The organism is Rhodococcus sp. NBC_00294, assembly GCF_036163995.1.
Lineage (GTDB): Bacteria > Actinomycetota > Actinomycetes > Mycobacteriales > Mycobacteriaceae > Rhodococcoides.
This window is the reverse complement of the sequence record NZ_CP108043.1, coordinates 563,630-581,262: the sequence shown is the minus strand read 5'-3', so window position 1 is coordinate 581,262 and position 17,633 is coordinate 563,630. Positions and strand designations below refer to the sequence as shown.

The window sequence follows — 17,633 nt, the reverse complement described above, 5'->3', positions numbered from 1 at the left end:
TGGTTGTGGGCCATCATGGTCGTATGACTTCCGTGATGGAGCGCCTGCTGGACATCGCACCGATCTGGGTGTTCCTCATCGTCTTCCTGCTGGTGTTCCTCGAGGACGCGATCTTCGTCGGTTTCGTGATCCCGGGAGAGACGGCCGCGGTCATCGGCGGTGTCGCGGCGAGTCAGGACCACGTGAGTGTCGTGGCGATGGCGGCGGTCGTGGTCGTCGCGGCCGTGGTGGGTGACTCGGTGGGCTTCGAGATCGGCAAGCACTTCGGCCCACGACTGTTGGCCATGAAGATTCTGGACAAGCGTCGCGACAAGCTGGACAAGGCGCGGGACCTGTTGGCGCGCAAGGGCGGGACGGCCGTCTTCCTCGGCCGGTTCGTCGCCTTCTTCCGAGCGGTGATGCCGGCGTTGGCCGGGATGTCGCGTATGCCGTACCCGAAGTTCCTCGCGTACAACGCACTCGGTGGGCTCGTCTGGGGGACGGGGTTCGTGGTGCTCGGATTCGTCGCCGGCAACTCGTACGAACAGGTCGCGAAGACGGTGGGACGGGACGCGGCGATCATCGTGGTCGCGGTGGTGGTGATCGCGCTGATCGTGTGGCGCGTCCGGGCTCATCGCTCCGAGAAGGGCGCGGCGCGGGCCTACGATCCCAGCGCGAGCACCGACAGCAGCTCGTAGGCCACGTGTGACGCGGCGATTCCGGTGATCTCCGCGTGGTCGTACGCGGGCGCGACCTCGACGATGTCCGCACCGACGATGTTCGCTCCCACCAACCCGCGCAGGGTGTTCAGCAGTTCCCGCGACGTCATGCCGCCCGCCTCGGGTGTGCCGGTGCCCGGGGCGTGGGCCGGGTCGAGGACGTCGATGTCCACGGAGACGTAGACCGGGCCCGTGTCGAGACGGCGGCGCATCCGCTCGACGATCGAGGCCACCCCGTCCATCTCGTAGTCGTCGGACCGGATGATCTGAAACCCCAGGACGGCGTCGTCCTCGAGGTCCTTCTTGCCGTACAGCGGACCGCGGATCCCGATGTGCTGCGACCGCTCGAGGTCGATCAGTCCCTCCTCGCTGGCCCGTCGGAACGGTGTCCCGTGCGTGAAGGGTGCACCGAAGTACGTGTCCCACGTGTCGAGGTGCGCGTCGAAGTGCAGCACGGCGATCGGCCCGTGGTCGCGGTGCAGCGCGCGCAGGATCGGCAGCGCGATGGTGTGGTCGCCACCGAGAGTGAGGACCGTGCTGCCGTCCTTGCGCAGATCGGTGATCGCGTGCTCGACGGTCGTCAGTGCCTCGGCGATATCGAACGGATTGACCGCGATGTCGCCGGCATCGGCCACCTGGCGGTGCGCGAACGGCGACACGTCCAGCGCGGGGTTGTACGGCCGGAGCAGTTTGGACGACGCGCGGATGTGGCCGGGACCGAAGCGCGCGCCCGGCCGGTAGCTCACGCCCGAGTCGAAGGGCACTCCGACGATGCTCACGTCCGCCCGGGAGACCTCGTCGAGTCGCGGCAGCCGCGCGAAGGTCGACGGTTCCATGTACCGCGGGTATCGCGAGCCGTCCAGAGGTCCCCTGATGTCGGTCATGAGCAGTGATGTTTCCTCACTTCAGGCGGTTGGTCAACACTTGTTTCCTGACGCGGAGCAGGGCATGATCGCGGCGTGTCCACCATCGGAAACCGGCTGCGGGAGGCCCGGGCCGCCCGTCGTCTCACTCTCGACGCGCTCGCGTCGACCGTCGGTGTGACCAAGGGCTACCTGTCCAAGGTCGAGAACGACCGCGCGTCCGCGTCCGTCGCCGTCCTGGTGCGCTGGTGCGACGCGCTCGAGATTCCCATGGGGTCGCTGTTCGACGACGTTCCGCACGGCGACGTCGTCCGCGCCGGCGAGTACCCCCCGATCGCCCTCGGGGGTCATGCCCAGACGGAGTACCTGCTGACCCCGGCGGGCGAACAGCGCGTGCAGGTCATCCACGGCAGGATCGAGCGCGGAGGAGGCAGCGGCGACGAGTCGTACGAACTGCCGGCCGAGGTGGGGTTCGTCCTGGTGCTCACCGGTCGGCTGATCCTGACGCTCGACGAGCGCACCGTGCAACTCGACGACGGTGACGCGCTCACCTTCGATCCTCGTCGTCGGCACAGCTTCCGCGCGGAGGTCGACACCACTGTGCTGTGGGTCCTGACGCCGTCCCTGCCCTCCCGCCACGACAGAACCAGAATCGAGACGACCCCATGACCACGCCCGTCACTCCCGACAGCTCGGTCCACGAGCGATCAGCAGGGGACCGTGAGCAGCCGGTCACCATGTTCGGCCCCGACTTCCCCTTCGCCTACGACGATTTCCTCGCGCACCCGGCCGGGCTCGGGTCGGTCCCTCCGGAGCGCCGCGGCACCCGCGTCGCCATCGTCGGGGCCGGTCTCGCCGGCACCGTCGCCGCCCGGGAGCTGCTGCGGATGGGACTCGAACCCGTGGTGTACGAGGCGGGGTGGATCGGCGGCCGCATGCACTCGGTCCCGTTCGAGGGGCACGAGGACACGGTCGCCGAGATGGGCGCGATGCGGTTCCCGCCGTCGTCCACCGCCCTGTTCCACTACCTCGACCACCTCGGCATCGAGACCACCCCGTTCCCCAACCCGCTCGCCGAGGCGACGCCCAGCACCGTCATCGACCTCAAGGGCACCAGTCACTACGCGCGGCAGCTGACCGATCTCCCCGACGAGTACGCCGAGGTGGCCAGGGCGTGGCAGCGCACGCTCGAGGAACAGTCCGAACTCGTCCCTCTCCAGCGCGCCATCCGCGCTCGGGACGCGGCGGCGGTGAAGCGCATCTGGAACGACCTCGTGGTGCGACTCGACGACACGACGTTCTACGGGTTCCTCGTCGGATCCCCCCACTTCGCGTCGTTCGCGCGTCGAGAGCTGTTCGGCCAGGTCGGTTTCGGCACCGGTGGCTGGGACACCGACTTCCCGAACTCGATACTCGAGATCCTGCGCGTCGTGGCCACGGAGGCGGACGATCACCACCGCGGCATCGTCGGCGGATCCAGCCGCCTGCCACGTGGTCTGTGGTCGGAGGCCGTGTCGGACGCGGCGCACTGGCCGGCGGGCACCTCGGTCGCGTCGCTGCACGGCGGCACACCCCGCCCGGGTGTCACGGAGATCCGGCGACGGACCGACGACGCCACCGGCGACCACACCTTCGCGGTGACCGACTCCTCGGGCCGGACGGACGAGTTCGCCTCGGTCGTCGTGACCGCGCAGAGCTGGATGCTCCTCAACACCATCGACACCGACGACGACCTGCTGCCCATCGATCACTGGACGGCCGTCGAACGCACCCACTACATGGGGTCGACCAAGGTGTTCGTGCTCGTGGACCGACCGTTCTGGAAGGACGTCGACCCCGAGACGGGGAGGGAACTGGTCAGCATGACCCTCACCGACCGGTTGAGTCGGGGAACGTATCTCCTCGATCACGGCGACGATCGGCCCGGCGTGATCTGTCTGTCGTACACGTGGAGCGACGACTCGCTGAAGCTGCTGCCGCTCTCACCCGACGAGCGGTTGACGCTGATGCTGGGATCGCTCGAGGAGATCTATCCCGGGGTGGACTTCCGCAGCCACATCGCCTCCGATCCGGTGACGCTGTCGTGGGAGACCGAGCGACACTTCATGGGTGCCTTCAAGGCCAACCTGCCCGGCCACTATCGCTATCAGGAACGCCTGTTCTCGCACTTCGTGCAGGACGAGCTCGCCTCCCGGCATCGCGGGATCTTCCTCGCCGGCGACGACATCTCGTGGACGGCGGGATGGGCCGAGGGCGCCATCCAGACCGCGCTCAACGCGGTGTGGGGAGTCATGAACCACCTCGGCGGATCGACACATCCGGACAATCCCGGGCCGGGTGACGTCTTCGAGAGCATCGCCCCGCTCCGCCTCGGGGACTGATGCGTCGACCGGCGCGGTGAATCTCGGTCCGGGAGGACTTACCGAGCGGTAGCGTTCCTCCGGTGGTTCAGTTGCTCTCGCGCTCACGGGCGGCCGATCGGCCGCCCGTGACGACGCCTGCGACCGTTCCGGTGCGGACCGTCTCGGCGCAGGCACTGGCCATCGTGCTCGTGCTCGCCGTCGCGGTGCTCGTGTTCCACCTGACCCGGCCGACGGCCGAGGAACCGGCCGTCGGGGCGGTCGCCGCTCCCGCTGCGGACCTGCGGCCGAGCTTCCTGGCGGAACCGGAGCGCAACCTGGGCCCGCTGCGCCAGATCGCGAAGGTCAACCGCGCCACGGCGGAGGAGGAGTACGCGGCCGCCATCGCCGTGCTCTCGACGGCGGCGAGCGCCGAGGAGAAGGATCGCCGACTGTACGAGCTGCCACCGGCCGTGATCGGCGCCCGCATCGGTAGCTACGCCTCACCGGCTCGCGGCACGTACACGTCCGGTTTCGGCCCGCGGTGGGGAACGATGCACAACGGCATCGACATCGCCGGCCCGATCGGCACACCGATCCTGTCGGTGGCGGACGGCCAGGTGATCGAGGCCGGCCCTGCGAGCGGCTTCGGGTTGTGGGTGCGCGTGCGACACGACGACGGCACCGTGTCCATCTACGGTCACGTGGACACCCTGGTCGCGGTGGCCGGTCAGCGGGTCGCGGCGGGGCAGCAGATCGCGACGATGGGGAACCGCGGCGACTCCACCGGGCCGCACCTGCATTTCGAGACCGTCGTCGCGGACAAGCACGTGGATCCCGAACTGTGGTTGATCGGCCGCGGTATCTCGCTCGGACCGGAAGGCGACTGACGAGTCCCATCCGTCACACCAGTAACACGCTCGGATACGATCAGGGCATGAGACGGGCACTTCTGACGGCGGCGACGGCACTCGCCGTGGCCGTGGGCACCGCACCTCTCGGCGCCGGTCCGGCCGCGGCCGACACCGCCGGCTCCTGCTCACCCGAGCATCCCCGTCCCGTCGTGCTGGTGCACGGCACCTGGGTCGACGGTCCGGACACCTGGTCCACCCTCACTCCGCAGCTCGAGGCGGAGGGCTACTGCGTCTTCACACTCGAGTACGGCTACCGCGCCGAGCCCGGCGAGAACCTGCTGCAGACCTACGGCGGCGACGACATCGCCACGTCCGCGCGAGAACTGCGCGCCTTCGTCGACGACGTCCGATCACGCACCGGCGCAGCCGACGTGGACGTCGTCGGGCACTCCCAGGGCGGTGTCGTGGCGCGTCAGTACCTGAAGTTCGAAGGTGGAGCCGACGCCGTGCACACCCTCGTCACCCTCGGCGCCACCAATCACGGCACCACGTTCTCGGCGGGGCAGCTCATCGGATCGCTCGCGCAGCAGTTCGGACTGCCGGTCGGCGAGGTCGCCGCCGCGGCCGTCGGACCGTCGTTCGTCCAGCAGATGGTCGGCTCGTCGTTCCTCGACGTGCTCAACGCGGGCGGCGACACCGTCCCGGGCGTCGACTACACCGTGATCGCCACCCGCGCGGACACCGTCACCACGCCGCCCGAGAACACCTTCCTCGCCGCGGGCCCGGGCGCGACCGTGGACAACGTCTGGGTGCAGGACGGCTGCCCGAGCAACACCGCCGGGCACATGGAACTGACCACCGACCCCCGCGCACTGTGGATGGTGCAGCGCGGGCTCGACCGGTCCTACGCCGATCGGGTCCCCAGCCCCTGCTGAGCGCCGGGGGTGCGCGCGCTGGTGCGGTGGCCGGCTGGAAGGGGTGTGCACACGGCCGGCGTGCGGTGAACACCCGTTGCTGCAGGCTGGAGGGTGTGTGCGGTTGACGCAGGGGGTGTGCACGCAGCTCGCTGAACCTCGCGATCCCGCCGATTCTCACGTTCCGCCGCCCTCACGCGTTTACTGATCGTGATGCTTCCGTTCGAGACCGTCGTGGCCACCCACGGCCCCGTGGTGCTGCGGGTCTGTCGCGCCGTGGTCGGTCCCGTCGACGCCGACGACGCGTGGTCGGAGACCTTCCTCGCCGCACTCCGGGCGTACCCCGACCTGCCCGAGGACGCGAACGTGCAGGCCTGGCTGGTGACCATCGCGCACCGCAAGGCCGTCGACGTTCATCGCGCGGCAGCTCGCCGGCCCGTGCCCACCGACTCTGTTCCGGACGTCGCCACGATGGTGCCCGACGAGAACCACGCCCTGTGGTCCGCGGTCGCGGCCCTGCCCGACACTCAGCGACTGGCCGTCGCGTACCACCACATCGGGGGGCTCCCTCATGCGGACGTCGCTGCGCTGCTGGGTAATTCGACCACCGCCGCCCGGCGTGCCTGTGCCGACGGCATCGCAACGCTACGCCGCACGACCACGAGGAGTGAGCTGCTGTGACCACCGCCGCCGAACTGACCGCGCTCCACGAGCGACTGACGCACCGCGCCGCCGAGGAAGGACTGCTCGACGTCGCGTACCGCACCCTCGACTCACCCGTCGGCACGCTCCTCGTGGCGGCCACCGAGCGAGGTGTCGTGCGTGTGGCCTTCGACGTCGAGAACCACGACACGGTCCTGCAGACGCTGGCCACCCGCATCAGTCCGCGGGTGCTCCGAGCGCCGGCCCGGCTCGACCCGGTGGTCCGCGGGCTCGACGCGTTCTTCGCCGGGACGTCCCGCGTCGTCGACGTCGACCTGGATCTGCGCCTCGCTGCAGGGTTCCGTCGCGACGTCCTGACGCATCTCCAGCGCATCCCCTACGGCGAGACCCGGAGCTACGCCGCCGTGGCCGCGGAGACGGCCAGCCCGAAGGCCGTCCGCGCCGTGGGATCGGCCTGCGCGCGCAATCCGCTGCCCCTGGCCATCCCATGTCATCGCGTGGTGCGGTCGGACGGAACGCCCGGTCGCTACGCCGGCGGTGAGGCCGCCAAGCAGCTTCTGCTCGAGCTCGAGACACAGAACTACTAGGCGGTATTACTCTCGACGCATGTCCTCCGCTGCTGATGTTCCCGCGCACCTCGTTCTGTCTCGTCGCGATCTCGAGTTCCTCCTCTACGAATGGCTCGACGTCGAGTCGTTGACCGAGCGGAAGCGCTTCTCCGATCATTCTCGGGAGACGTTCGACGCGGTGATGGAGCTCAGCGAGCAGATCGCGGTGAAGCACTTCGCGCCGCACAACAAGAAGGCGGACGCGAACGAGCCGCACGTCGGCGAGGACGGCAAGGTCGTCCTGATTCCCGAGGTCGAGCAGGCGCTGAAGGTGTTCAACGACGCCGGCCTCATCTCCGGGCAGTTCGACGACTCGCTCGGCGGCATGCAGCTGCCGACCACGGTGTCGAAGGCGTCGCTCGCGTGGTTCCAGGCCGCGAACACCGGCACCGCGACCTATCCCTTCCTCACGATCGGCAACGCCAATCTCCTCATCGAGTACGGCAGCGGGGAGTTGGTCGACGCCTATGTCCGGCCCATGCTCGAAGGCCGTTTCCACGGGACCATGTGCCTGTCCGAGCCCGGTGCCGGATCGTCGCTCGCCTACATCACCACCAAGGCCGTCGAGCAGGGTGACGGCACCTACGCGGTGACCGGAACCAAGATGTGGATCTCGGGCGGCGAGCACGAACTCGGTGAGAACATCGTGCACCTCGTCCTCGCCAAGATCCCCGGCGGTCCGGCGGGCGTGAAGGGCATCTCGCTCTTCGTCGTGCCCAAGACGCTGGTGAACGCCGACGGGTCGCTGGGCGAGCGCAACGACGTGAACCTCGTCGGCCTGAACCACAAGATGGGGTACCGCGGAACCACCAACACGCTCCTCGCGTTCGGCGAGAACGGCGGCGCCACAGGCTATCTCGTCGGCGAGCCGCACAAGGGCCTGTCGTACATGTTCAAGATGATGAACGAGGCGCGCATCGGCGTCGGCATGGGCGCGACCGCGCTGGGCTACACCGGCTACCTGCACTCGGTGGCGTACGCCCGGGACCGTGCACAAGGCCGGCCCGTCGGTGACAAGGATCCGGCTGCCCCGCAGGTGCCGATCATCGACCACTCCGACGTGCGTCGCATGCTGCTCGCGCAGAAGTCCTACGTCGAGGGCGGTCTGGCCCTGGGTCTGTACTGCTCCCGGCTGGTCGACGAGCAGATCACCGGCGAGCAGGACTCGGCGGATCGCGCCGGGTTCCTCCTCGACGTGCTCACCCCCATCGCCAAGGCGTGGCCGTCGCAGTGGTGCCTCGAGGCCAACAACCTCGCGATCCAGGTGCACGGCGGGTACGGCTACACCCGCGACTACAACGTCGAGCAGTTCTACCGCGACAACCGCCTCAACCCCATCCACGAGGGAACGAACGGCATCCAGGGCCTCGACCTCCTCGGACGCAAGGTCGTCGCGCAGGGCGGCCGAGGGCTCCAGCTCCTCGTCGAGACCATCACGGAGACCATCGACGCGATGTCGGGCGAGTACGCCGACGCCCTGCGAGCGGCAGTGGATCGCCTCGTGGCCGTCACCGGCACGCTGTGGGGTCAGGGCGACGCCGAGGTGGCGCTGGCCAACTCGTCCGCGTACCTCGAGGCGACCGGTCACGTGGTCGTCGCGTGGCTCTGGCTCGACCAGCTCCGGGCGATCGGCGACAAGGAAGGCGCCTTCTACGACGGCAAGCGTGTCGCGGCGCAGTACTTCTTCCGGTACGAGCTCCCCAAGACGGGCCCACAGTTCGACCTGCTCGAGAACCTGGACCGCACGATGCTGGATCTCGACACCGCGGTTCTGTAGCGCTGCGCCCGCGCTCCACGGATCGTTCGGTGCACCCGCGATCAGGGGTGCGGGTGGCGAACTGCGGTGCGCTCGAGCCTCGCCGGGCGCACCGCTCGTCGCCGCGCGCACCTTCCACGGTGCGCAGAGAACCGGGCGCTGCGCCCGCGCTGCGCTCCTCGGATCGTTCGGTGCACCCGCGATCAGGGGTGCGGGTGGCGAACTGCTGCGCGGCGAGCAGCGCGTACCGCGTAATGCCCGTCACACACACCTGGCAACGCGGTGTACCGACTGCTTAGATACAAGATGTGCGCAACACAGATGCAACCGAGACGTCGTCCGACCGGGCATACGCGACGGTCAAGGAGCTCATCGTCTCCGGCGAGCTGCCGGGCGGGGAGCTGATCAGCGAGGGGCAGATCGCCGAGCGCACCGGCACCAGCCGCACCCCGGTCCGTGAGGCCTTCCTCAGGCTCGCGGCCGAAGGATGGATGCGGCTCTACCCCAAGCGCGGGGCCCTCGTGGTTCCCGTCGCCCCCGACGAGGCCACCCATCTCGTCGCCGCCCGTCGACTCGTCGAGACCGGATCGCTCGAAGCGTTCGCACAGGATCCGGGCAGCCGGGCCTCCGCCGCCGCACAGTTGCGCGAGAGCCTCGACCGGCAGCGCGTTCTCGCGGAGGCGGGCGACTCCCTCGGCTTCGCTGCCGAGGACGCAGACTTCCACACCATCGTCGTCACGCACGGGGACAACCCCCTGCTGTCGACCTTCTACTCAGGATTGCGTGACCGGCAGCGCCGCATGACCGCGAACTCCGTGGCGCGCAATCCGGACGTGTTGGCGTCGATCATCGGCGACCACACCCGTCTCACCGCACTCGTCGAGCAGGGCGACGTCGCCGCGTACGACGACGCCCTCTCCCTCCACATGGCAGCCACGCACGCGCTGCCGCGTGGAATCCGCTGAAGGACCCACCATGACCGTTCTCGACCGCACGACCACCACCCGCATCTGGCTGCCCGTGGCGCTCGGCATGCTCGCCGTCGCCTGGGGCGGCAACGAGTTCACGCCGCTCCTCGTGATGTACCGCGAGGGTCACGGCTTCTCACCCGTCGTCGTCGACGTGTTCCTCTTCGCCTACGTCGTCGGCATCGTGCCGGCCCTGCTGATCGGGGGCCCGCTCTCGGATCGCTACGGACGGCGGCCGCTCATGGTGCCCGCGCCGGCCGTCGCCGCCGCGGGATCTCTCGTCATCGCCCTCGGCGCGCACTCGGCCCCGATCCTCGCGACCGGCCGCGTGCTCAGCGGCATCGCGTTGGGGCTGGGTATGGCCGTCGGCGGCAGTTGGTTGAAGGAGCTGTCCGCGGACGGCTCGGGTGCCCGCCGTGCCGCCATGTCGCTCACGGGCGGATTCGCCACGGGCGCAGGGGTCGCCGGCGTGCTCGCGCAGTGGGCGCCGTGGCCCGAGGTGCTGCCGTACCTGGTGCACGTCGCGTTGGCAGCACTGGCCACCGTGGCCCTGCTCGGGGTGCCCGAGACGCGAGCGCGTGCGGTGGACGGCGCCTCGTTGCTGTCCGATCTGCGTATCCCGTCGGCGGGTCACCGTCGGTTCGTGTCTGTCGTTCTTCCCATGGCGCCGTGGGTCTTCGGCGCGGCCAGCGTCGCGTACGCAGTGCTGCCCGGTCTGATGGCCGACCACTCCGGCGCGTTCCCCATCGCGTTCTCCGCACTGCTCGGCGTGGTCGCGCTGTCGTCCGGCTTCGCCATCCAGGCCGTCGGCCGACGCATCGACACCGCGTCGAGTGCGCGCGCCGTTCTGGTCGCGCTGGGCATCATCGTCGTCGGCATGGTGCTGGTCTCGGTCGCCGCCGACGTGCTGACGATCCCGATGGCGCTGCTCGCCGCCGCGGTGCTCGGGTGCGGCTACGGCATGGCGATGGTGTCGGGCCTGCAGGAGGTGCAGCGCATCGCGGGACCGCGTGATCTGGCCGGACTCACCGCGGTGTTCTACTCGGTGACCTACCTCGGCTTCGCGGTGCCGGCGATTCTGGCGCTGCTCGTGCAGGAGTTCCCCGACGCGATCACCTACCCCGAACTGTTCACGGCCGGTGCGGTTCTCGCCGCGGTGTCATTGGCGCTCGTCGCGACGAGAACGCGGTCGCACCTGCCGTCAGGGCAGTCGGGGTAGCCGCTTCTTCTCGAGCCAGGACTCCCAGAACTCGTCGGTGCTGCCGTACTGCTTCGCCAACCCGACGAAGTCCGACGTCGCCACGGTGGCGTGGCGAAAGGTCGTGGTCCACTCGCGGATCAGATCGAAGAACGCCGCGTTGCCGATGGTGCGCCGAAGTGCGTGCAGGGCAAGGGCTCCGCGCTTGTACACGCGGTCGTCGAACATGTCCTCCGGTCCTGGATCTCCCAGCACGATGTCCTGCGGCAGGGACGACAGGCGGCTGTGTGCGCGGGTGGCCTCCTGGTGCGCGGACGGTCCGCCCGAGCTCTCCGACCAGATCCACTCGGAGTAGCAGGCGAAGCCCTCGTGCAACCAGATGTCGCTCCACCGCGCGATGGTGAGGCTGTTGCCGAACCACTGGTGCGCCAGTTCGTGGGCGACGAGTCGCTCGTACTCGCGGTCGCCGTCACAGTGATTGGCGCCGAAGATCGACAGCGTCTGTGCCTCGACGGGGATCTCCAACTCATCGTCGGTGACGACGACGGAGTACGACTCGAACGGATAGGGGCCGAACGACTCGACGAACGTCTCCATCATCTGCTGCTGACGGCCGAAGTCGTGATCGAAGTTCTGGCGCAGATGCGCCGGCAGGATCGCGTCGATCGGCACGGGGGAGTCGCTGACCCGGTGTTTCTCGTACTGGCCGATCTGCACGGTCGCGAGGTATGAAGCCATCGGTTCGGGCTGGTCGTACACCCAGGTGGTGCGCGAGGACTTCACGTACTTCCGCGTCAGTGTGCCGTTCGAGACGACGTGGTACGGGGAATCGGCAGTGATCGAGATGGTGAACGCCGCTTTGGAACTGGGATGGTCGTCGCACGGGAACCACGATGCGGCGCCGTTGGGTTGGCTCGCGACGAGGGCGCCGTCGGTGAGCTCCTCCCACCCGACCTCACCCCACACGCTGCGAATCGGTGCGGGGTTGCCGCTGTAGGCGACGGTGGCCGTGAAGGAGGCGCCCTCGTCGATGGCACGCTGCAGCGTGACCGTCAGCTTGCCGCCCCGATGGGTGAACCGGACACCGCGCATTCCGGCGACACTCACCTTGGACGGGGTGAGGGCCGGACCCATGTCGAGTGAGAACTTGGTGATCGACCGGGTGGCCACCGCATGCACGACGGCCTTGCCGGACAGGCGGTTCGACTGCACCTTGTACTCGAGGTCGAGGGCGTATCGCTCGACCGAGTACCCGCGGTTGCCGTTCTGCGGCAGGTACGGGTCGATGGGAGAGTCCGGCATCACTTCTCGGTCCAGGGTGCGATGGGGTTGCCCTGCCACCGGCTCGACTCGGGGACGGTGTCGCCGCGCATGACCAGCGAGGCCGGTCCGACCGTGGCACCCGCCCCGATTCCCGCTGCGGGCAGTGCGACGCAATGCGGGCCCAGCGTGGCTCCCGCCCCCAAACTCACCGTGTCCATGCTCATGATCCGATCATGGAACAGATGTGTCTGCACGACGCACCCTCTGTTGACGGTGGCACCGTCGCCGAGCGTGATGAGGTCGGCCTCCGGCAGCCAGTAGGTCTCACACCAGACTCCCTTCCCGATGTGGGCGCCGAGCCAGCGCAGCCACAGGTTCAGCACCGGGGTTCCCTCGGCGGCGCGGGCGAACCACGGGGCGGCGACGACCTCGACGAACGTGTCGGCCACTTCGTTGCGCCACACGAACGAACTCCACAGCGGGTGCTCCACCGCACCGATGCGGCCGACGAGCGACCACTTGGCGACGGCGGAGATTCCGGCCGCGACGGCGCCGGCGATCAGCAACACGACGCCGCTGAGCAGGGCGGCGGCCCAGTAGCTCAGCGTCCCGGCGATCCAGGTCAGGGCGGCGACGACGCCGAACCCGATGCCGAACGACACGACGACGGGCACGAGTCGACAGGTCTCGACCACGGCGCGGGCGATCTTGAGTCGCCGCGGCGGGTCGAAGGTGCGGGTGGTGTCGGACGAGTTGGGCGCTCGGCGCAGGCGCACCGGCGGGCTGCCGAGCCACGACGATCCCGACTTCGCCTTGGCGGGTGCGGCCGACAGCACGGCGACGAGGCCGTTCTTCGGCACGCGTCGACCCGCGGCCGCCATGCCGGAGTTGCCGAGGAACGCACGCTTGCCCACCTTGGCCTCGCCGAGCAGCATCCAGCCGCCGCCGAGCTCGTAGCTGGCGATCATGGTGTCGTCCGCCAGGAAGGCACCGTCGCCGACTGTCGTGAACTTCGGGACCATCAGGACCGTCGACGCCTCCACGTCCTTGCCGATGGTCGCGCCGAGCAGCCGGAGCCATCCCGGAGTGAGCAGACTCGCGTAGAGCGGGAAGAGGAACGTACGGGCCGAGTCCATCAGGCGTTCGGTGGCCCACACCTGCCAGCCGATGCGACTGCGTACCGCGTGGTGGCCGGGAATCAGCCCGATCGACAGCAACCGCACGGACACGAGCGTGACCGCTGCGAAGACGAGCAACGACACCGCAGTGGCGGGAGCGAGCAGCGCCAGCCCGAGGCCGATCGCACCGGGCAGGGTGGTCGCGTGCGCGACTCCGACGGCGACGAGGAGCAGGCCCGCAGCAATGGACAGGAGGGGAAGTCCCGACAGCAACAGCGACGTCACGCCGTAGACGGGCACCCAGCCGCGACCGCGCGGCGGCGCCTCGTCCGGCCACGGGTGCATCGCCTTGCCGACCTTCGCGGCGGGCGAGCCGGACCACTGCTGACCGGCCTTGACCTTGCCGGAGACGGCCGATCCCGCAGTGATCTCGGCGCGGCGGCCGATCCTGGCTCCGGGGAGCAGGGTCGACCGCGCACCCACCGTGGCGCCGGCGCCGACCTCGATCGAGCCGATGTGCACGACGTCGCCGTCGATCCAGTAGCCGGACAGATCGACCTCCGGCTCGAGCGAGCATCCGTCACCGAGAGTCAGCATGCCGGTCACCGGAGGCAGGGTGTGCAGATCGACGTCGCGGCCGACCGTCGCACCGAGTGCGCGGGCGTAGTAGACCATCCACGGCGCGCCCGACAGGTTCGAGGCACCGCTGGCGTCGGTCAACCGGTTGGCGGTCCACAGCCGGAGGTGCACGCTGCCGCCGCGCGGATGGGCGCCCTCCGTGACGCCGCGCATGAGGAGCCGTGATCCGGCGACGGAGATCGCCATCCGGCCCACGGGCGTCACGAACAGCAGGAACCCGAGCGCGAGCCACCACCAGGACACCGTCGGCAGCCAGGGGCGGGGAGCGAACCAGCTGAACGTGTTCGTCATGATGCCGAGCCAGGTCACCCATTGCAGCCCGGTCAACGTCGTCAGCGGCAGGGTCGCGAGGACCTGCACCACCTGGGCCGTCCGGGGTGTGGGGACCACGATGCGCTTCGCGGTCACCGGCGGGGGGACGAGCGAGTCGAGCAACGCGACGAGCGAGCCGAGTCGCGGATGGTCGTAGAGCTGCGCGACCGTGATCTCGGGGAAACGCTCGCGCAATCGGGTCACGAGCAGTGCGGCCGAGAGCGATCCGCCACCGGCAGCGAAGAAGTCCGCGTCCAGGGATCCGATCTCGGCGCCCAGCACGTCGCTCCACAGCTCGGCCACCCAGCCGGCGGTCCCGGCGAGAGAGGCGTCGTCCGGAGTCGAACCACGCTTGGGCAGCGGCCACGGCAGAGCCGCGCGGTCGACCTTGCCGGAGGTGCGGGTGGGCAGTTCGTCGACGAGTGCGAGACGCGGAACCATCGCGGCGGGAAGCTGTTCCGCGAGGAGCTCGCGCGCGCGGACGAGGTCGAAGTCCGGGTCGGTGCTGGCGAGATAGCCCACCAGCACGGGTGTTCCGGAGCCGGTGGTCCGCACTGCGGCGGCTGCGCCGCTCACACCGGGGAGGGCCTGCAGGGCGTTGTCCACCTCGCCGAGCTCGATGCGGCGCCCGCCGACCTTCACCTGATCGTCGGCGCGGCCCTGGAAGAGCAGCCCCTCGAGCTCGAGCCGCACGAGATCGCCGCTGCGGTAGGCGCGGTCCCATCCGAGAGTCGCCATGGGAGCGTACTTCTCGGCGTCCTTCACCGGATCGAGGTAACGCGCGAGGCCGACGCCACCGATGACGAGCTCACCCACCTCGCCCACCGCGACCGGCTCCTCGTCCGGGCCCACGACGGCGAGGTCCCATCCGTCGAGCGGCAGCCCGATGCGCACCGGTCCGACACCGTCCATGAGAGCGGCGCAGGCGACGACGGTGGCCTCGGTGGGCCCGTAGGTGTTCCAGACCTCGCGGCCCGGAACAGCCAGTCGCTCAGCGAGATCCGGCGGGCAGGCCTCGCCGCCGAAGATGAGCAACCGAACGTCCTCGAGCGCTTCGCGAGGCCACAGCGCCGCCAGGGTCGGCACCGTCGACACCACGCTGATGTCACGTGCGACGAGCCAGGGGCCGAGGTCCATGCCACTGCGTACGAGGGAGCGAGGCGCGGGAACGAGGCAGGCGCCACTGCGCCAGGCGAGCCACATCTCCTCGCACGACGCGTCGAACGCCACGGAGAGCCCCGCCAGCACCCGATCGCCCGGGCCCATGGGTCGGTCCTGCAGGAACAGTCGCGCCTCGGCGTCCACGAACGCCGCCGCGTTGCGATTGCTCACCGCGACGCCCTTGGGCTTGCCGGTCGAGCCCGAGGTGAAGATGACCCAGGCGTCGTCGTCGGGTGTGGGATGGCCGACCGGGCGCCCGGTCCCCGCGGTGTCGGTTCGGGTGACGCCGCCGTCCGCGATGATCGCGGTGACGCCGGCCTCCGAGAACACCAGCTCGGCCCGCTCGTCCGGGTCGTCGACGTCCACCGGGACGTAGGCCGCACCGGCGGCGATGACCGACAGGATCGCCGCGTAGAGCGAGTAACTGCCCGACGGCATGCGGACCCCGACGCGATCGCCGGCGCAGACGCCGTGTCGGGACAGCCACCGAGCGCCCTCGTCGATGTTGTCGAGCAGTTCGCTGTAACTGATGGTGGTGTCGCCGTCGTCGATGGCCGGCGCATCAGGGAATGCCCGCGCGGTGTCCTCGAGGATGTCGACGAGGGTGCGCACCGGGGCCGCCACGGAGGAACGGAGGTAGGCCTCGGGAACACGGGTCTGCAGTGACAAGACGAACGGCCTCTCGCATCGAACAGGGACGACGGAACGCTGGCGGGTGTGACGACACGTTATTGCACGCCCAGTTTGCGGGTTGGTGAACAACTCCGCCGACCAGGCGCGCGTGCGGCGAACCGGTTGACAACTCGGGCGACCGTTTGCCATCCTGCTTCCAGGTCACGAGTACCAGCATCAAGCCCCGGCTCGCTGGTCGGCAACCCTCCTCCGCGGTGGGGTGCTCCGGGTGACGACCTGGCCGCGCTCCGACGACGGAGGCGGCAAGCGCGGATCGACGCCTCTCGTCAGATCGCGGCCCTCGTGCCGTGCGTCGATCCCTCGACGGAGGGATTCATCATGACCACAGTTCTGCAGCGCCCCATCGCATCCGTGCACGGCCGCGACCAGCAGGTGACGTGTGCCGACGGCCGCACCACTCGCAGCATCGATCTCGACTACGCGGCCAGCGCTCCCGCGCTCGACGCGGTGGTCGAGCGAGTACGAGAGGTGTTGCCGCACTGCGCGAGTGTGCACCGCGGCGCCGGCCACAAGTCGCAGGTCTGCACCCGGGAGTACGAGTCCGCCCGGAACACGGTGCACCGCTTCTGCGGCGCGGATCCCGACGACGTGGTCGTGTTCACGCGGAACACCACCGACGCGCTGAATCTCCTGGCGGGCTGCGTTCCCGGGGACACGGTGGTGCTGGACATCGAGCATCACGCGAATCTGCTGCCGTGGCGGAACCGCCGGGTGGTGCGATCGGCGGACTCGGTCGAGGAGACTCTGACTCGGCTCGGCGACGAACTCGCGTCGAGACCTGCTGCGCTGCTTGCCGTCACGGGTGCCTCCAACGTGACGGGCGAGGTCCTGCCCCTCGATCGACTCGCGGATCTGGCGCACCGACACGGTGCCCGCATCCTCGTCGACGGGGCGCAACTCGTTCCGCACCGCGCCGTGGACATCACCGCGGCGGGCATCGACTACCTGGCTTTCAGTGGTCACAAGCTGTACGCGCCCTTCGGAGCGGGAGTGCTCGTGGGACGGCGTGACTGGCTCGATGTGGCCGAGCCGTACCTCGCGGGCGGTGGAGCCACCCGGCACGTGTCCGTCCTCGGTGCGTCGGTCGACATCGACTGGGCGCCGTCCCCGGCGCGGCACGAGGCCGGCACACCCAATCTCCTCGGCGCCGTCGCGATCGCCGCGGCGTGCGACGAGATCGGCGCGATCGGCCACGGTGCCATCGCCACTCACGATCAGGAGTGCACGGGCGCCCTGCTCGGCGGGCTCACCGCTCTGGCCGGTGTGTCGGTCCTCCGCCTGTGGAGCGACTCCGCCGACATCGTCGGCATCGTGTCCTTCACCGTCGACGGTGTCGACGCGGGTGCACTCGCCACCGCGCTGGCCGACGATCACGGCATCGCGGTGCGGGCCGGGAAGTTCTGCGCCCACCCCCTCCTCTCGCGGGTAGGCGCGGCCGACGGTGCCGTGCGGGCGAGCATCGGGCTGGGGACCACCGCCGACGATGTCGACCGGTTCGTGGAGGCGGTGCGTGTGACGTGCCTCTCACTGCGGGATCGCGTCACCACCGGATCGTTAGCATCAGCATCATGACGAGGAGCAGGTTG

The 17,633-nt window shown here is 69.5% G+C and carries 14 protein-coding genes and 1 riboswitch; of the genes, 11 read left to right on the top strand and 3 right to left on the bottom strand.

The genetic code is table 11. From position 1 onward, the window contains the following. Positions 1–23: 23 nt before the first annotated feature. Positions 24–677, top strand: a complete 654-nt coding sequence (locus OHB23_RS02710) for a DedA family protein (protein ID WP_051613522.1) — start codon at positions 24–26, stop codon at positions 675–677. On the opposite strand, the gene speB is transcribed toward OHB23_RS02710, so the two are convergent. After that, entirely contained in the window at positions 641–1,582 is a 942-nt protein-coding gene (gene speB, locus OHB23_RS02705) for an agmatinase (protein WP_222638891.1), read from the bottom strand. The genes OHB23_RS02710 and speB overlap by 37 nt on opposite strands. Before the next feature lie 75 nt (positions 1,583–1,657). On the opposite strand from speB, the gene OHB23_RS02700 reads away from it, so the two are divergent. The 9 genes from OHB23_RS02700 to OHB23_RS02660 all read left to right on the top strand — a co-directional run bounded on the left by OHB23_RS02700 (position 1,658) and on the right by OHB23_RS02660 (position 10,882). Beyond that, positions 1,658–2,230 carry a helix-turn-helix domain-containing protein gene (locus OHB23_RS02700; RefSeq protein WP_056443515.1) on the top strand — a complete coding sequence of 191 codons (573 nt, stop codon included), beginning with the start codon at positions 1,658–1,660 and terminating at the stop codon, positions 2,228–2,230. Further along, complete coding sequence (locus OHB23_RS02695; protein ID WP_328810821.1) at positions 2,227–3,942, top strand: flavin monoamine oxidase family protein; 1,716 nt, start codon at positions 2,227–2,229, stop codon at positions 3,940–3,942. Before OHB23_RS02700 ends, OHB23_RS02695 begins: the two co-directional genes overlap by 4 nt. A gap of 62 nt (positions 3,943–4,004) precedes the next feature. After that, positions 4,005–4,790: a M23 family metallopeptidase gene (locus OHB23_RS02690; RefSeq protein ID WP_231476416.1), complete on the top strand. Its 786-nt coding sequence runs from the start codon at positions 4,005–4,007 to the stop codon at positions 4,788–4,790. Positions 4,791–4,837: 47 nt separating this feature from the next. Beyond that, positions 4,838–5,689, top strand: coding sequence for an esterase/lipase family protein (locus OHB23_RS02685; RefSeq protein WP_328810820.1), 852 nt, complete (start codon positions 4,838–4,840; stop codon positions 5,687–5,689). A 192-nt stretch (positions 5,690–5,881) separates the two neighbouring features. Beyond that, a complete protein-coding gene (locus OHB23_RS02680) occupies positions 5,882–6,349 on the top strand; it encodes an RNA polymerase sigma factor (RefSeq protein ID WP_027506491.1) in 468 nt (155 codons plus the stop codon). Then, positions 6,346–6,918, top strand: a complete 573-nt coding sequence (locus OHB23_RS02675; RefSeq protein WP_328810819.1) for a methylated-DNA--[protein]-cysteine S-methyltransferase — start codon at positions 6,346–6,348, stop codon at positions 6,916–6,918. Before OHB23_RS02680 ends, OHB23_RS02675 begins: the two co-directional genes overlap by 4 nt. Before the next feature lie 19 nt (positions 6,919–6,937). After that, on the top strand, positions 6,938–8,716 hold the full coding sequence (locus OHB23_RS02670) for an acyl-CoA dehydrogenase (RefSeq protein ID WP_328810818.1): 1,779 nt from the start codon (positions 6,938–6,940) through the stop codon (positions 8,714–8,716). A gap of 287 nt (positions 8,717–9,003) precedes the next feature. After that, positions 9,004–9,660 carry a GntR family transcriptional regulator gene (locus OHB23_RS02665; RefSeq protein ID WP_328810817.1) on the top strand — a complete coding sequence of 219 codons (657 nt, stop codon included), beginning with the start codon at positions 9,004–9,006 and terminating at the stop codon, positions 9,658–9,660. 10 nt (positions 9,661–9,670) lie between these two features. Beyond that, the gene (locus OHB23_RS02660) at positions 9,671–10,882 is read left to right on the top strand and encodes an MFS transporter (RefSeq protein WP_328810816.1); all 1,212 of its coding nucleotides are present in this window, start codon (positions 9,671–9,673) and stop codon (positions 10,880–10,882) included. Here the strand turns inward: OHB23_RS02660 and OHB23_RS02655 are convergent. Together OHB23_RS02655 and OHB23_RS02650 are read right to left on the bottom strand one after the other, a co-directional pair. Then, the gene (locus OHB23_RS02655) at positions 10,865–12,163 is read right to left on the bottom strand and encodes a M1 family metallopeptidase (protein ID WP_328810815.1); all 1,299 of its coding nucleotides are present in this window, start codon (positions 12,161–12,163) and stop codon (positions 10,865–10,867) included. The genes OHB23_RS02660 and OHB23_RS02655 overlap by 18 nt on opposite strands. Continuing rightward, positions 12,163–16,023, bottom strand: a complete 3,861-nt coding sequence (locus tag OHB23_RS02650; RefSeq protein WP_328810814.1) for a Pls/PosA family non-ribosomal peptide synthetase — start codon at positions 16,021–16,023, stop codon at positions 12,163–12,165. The genes OHB23_RS02655 and OHB23_RS02650 overlap by 1 nt, the downstream gene beginning before the upstream one ends. A 163-nt stretch (positions 16,024–16,186) precedes the next feature. Then, a riboswitch (SAM riboswitch) is annotated at positions 16,187–16,302 on the top strand. Between the two features lie 63 nt (positions 16,303–16,365). On the opposite strand from OHB23_RS02650, the gene OHB23_RS02645 reads away from it, so the two are divergent. After that, positions 16,366–17,619: an aminotransferase class V-fold PLP-dependent enzyme gene (locus OHB23_RS02645; protein ID WP_328810813.1), complete on the top strand. Its 1,254-nt coding sequence runs from the start codon at positions 16,366–16,368 to the stop codon at positions 17,617–17,619. The last annotated feature ends 14 nt before the right edge of the window (positions 17,620–17,633 follow it).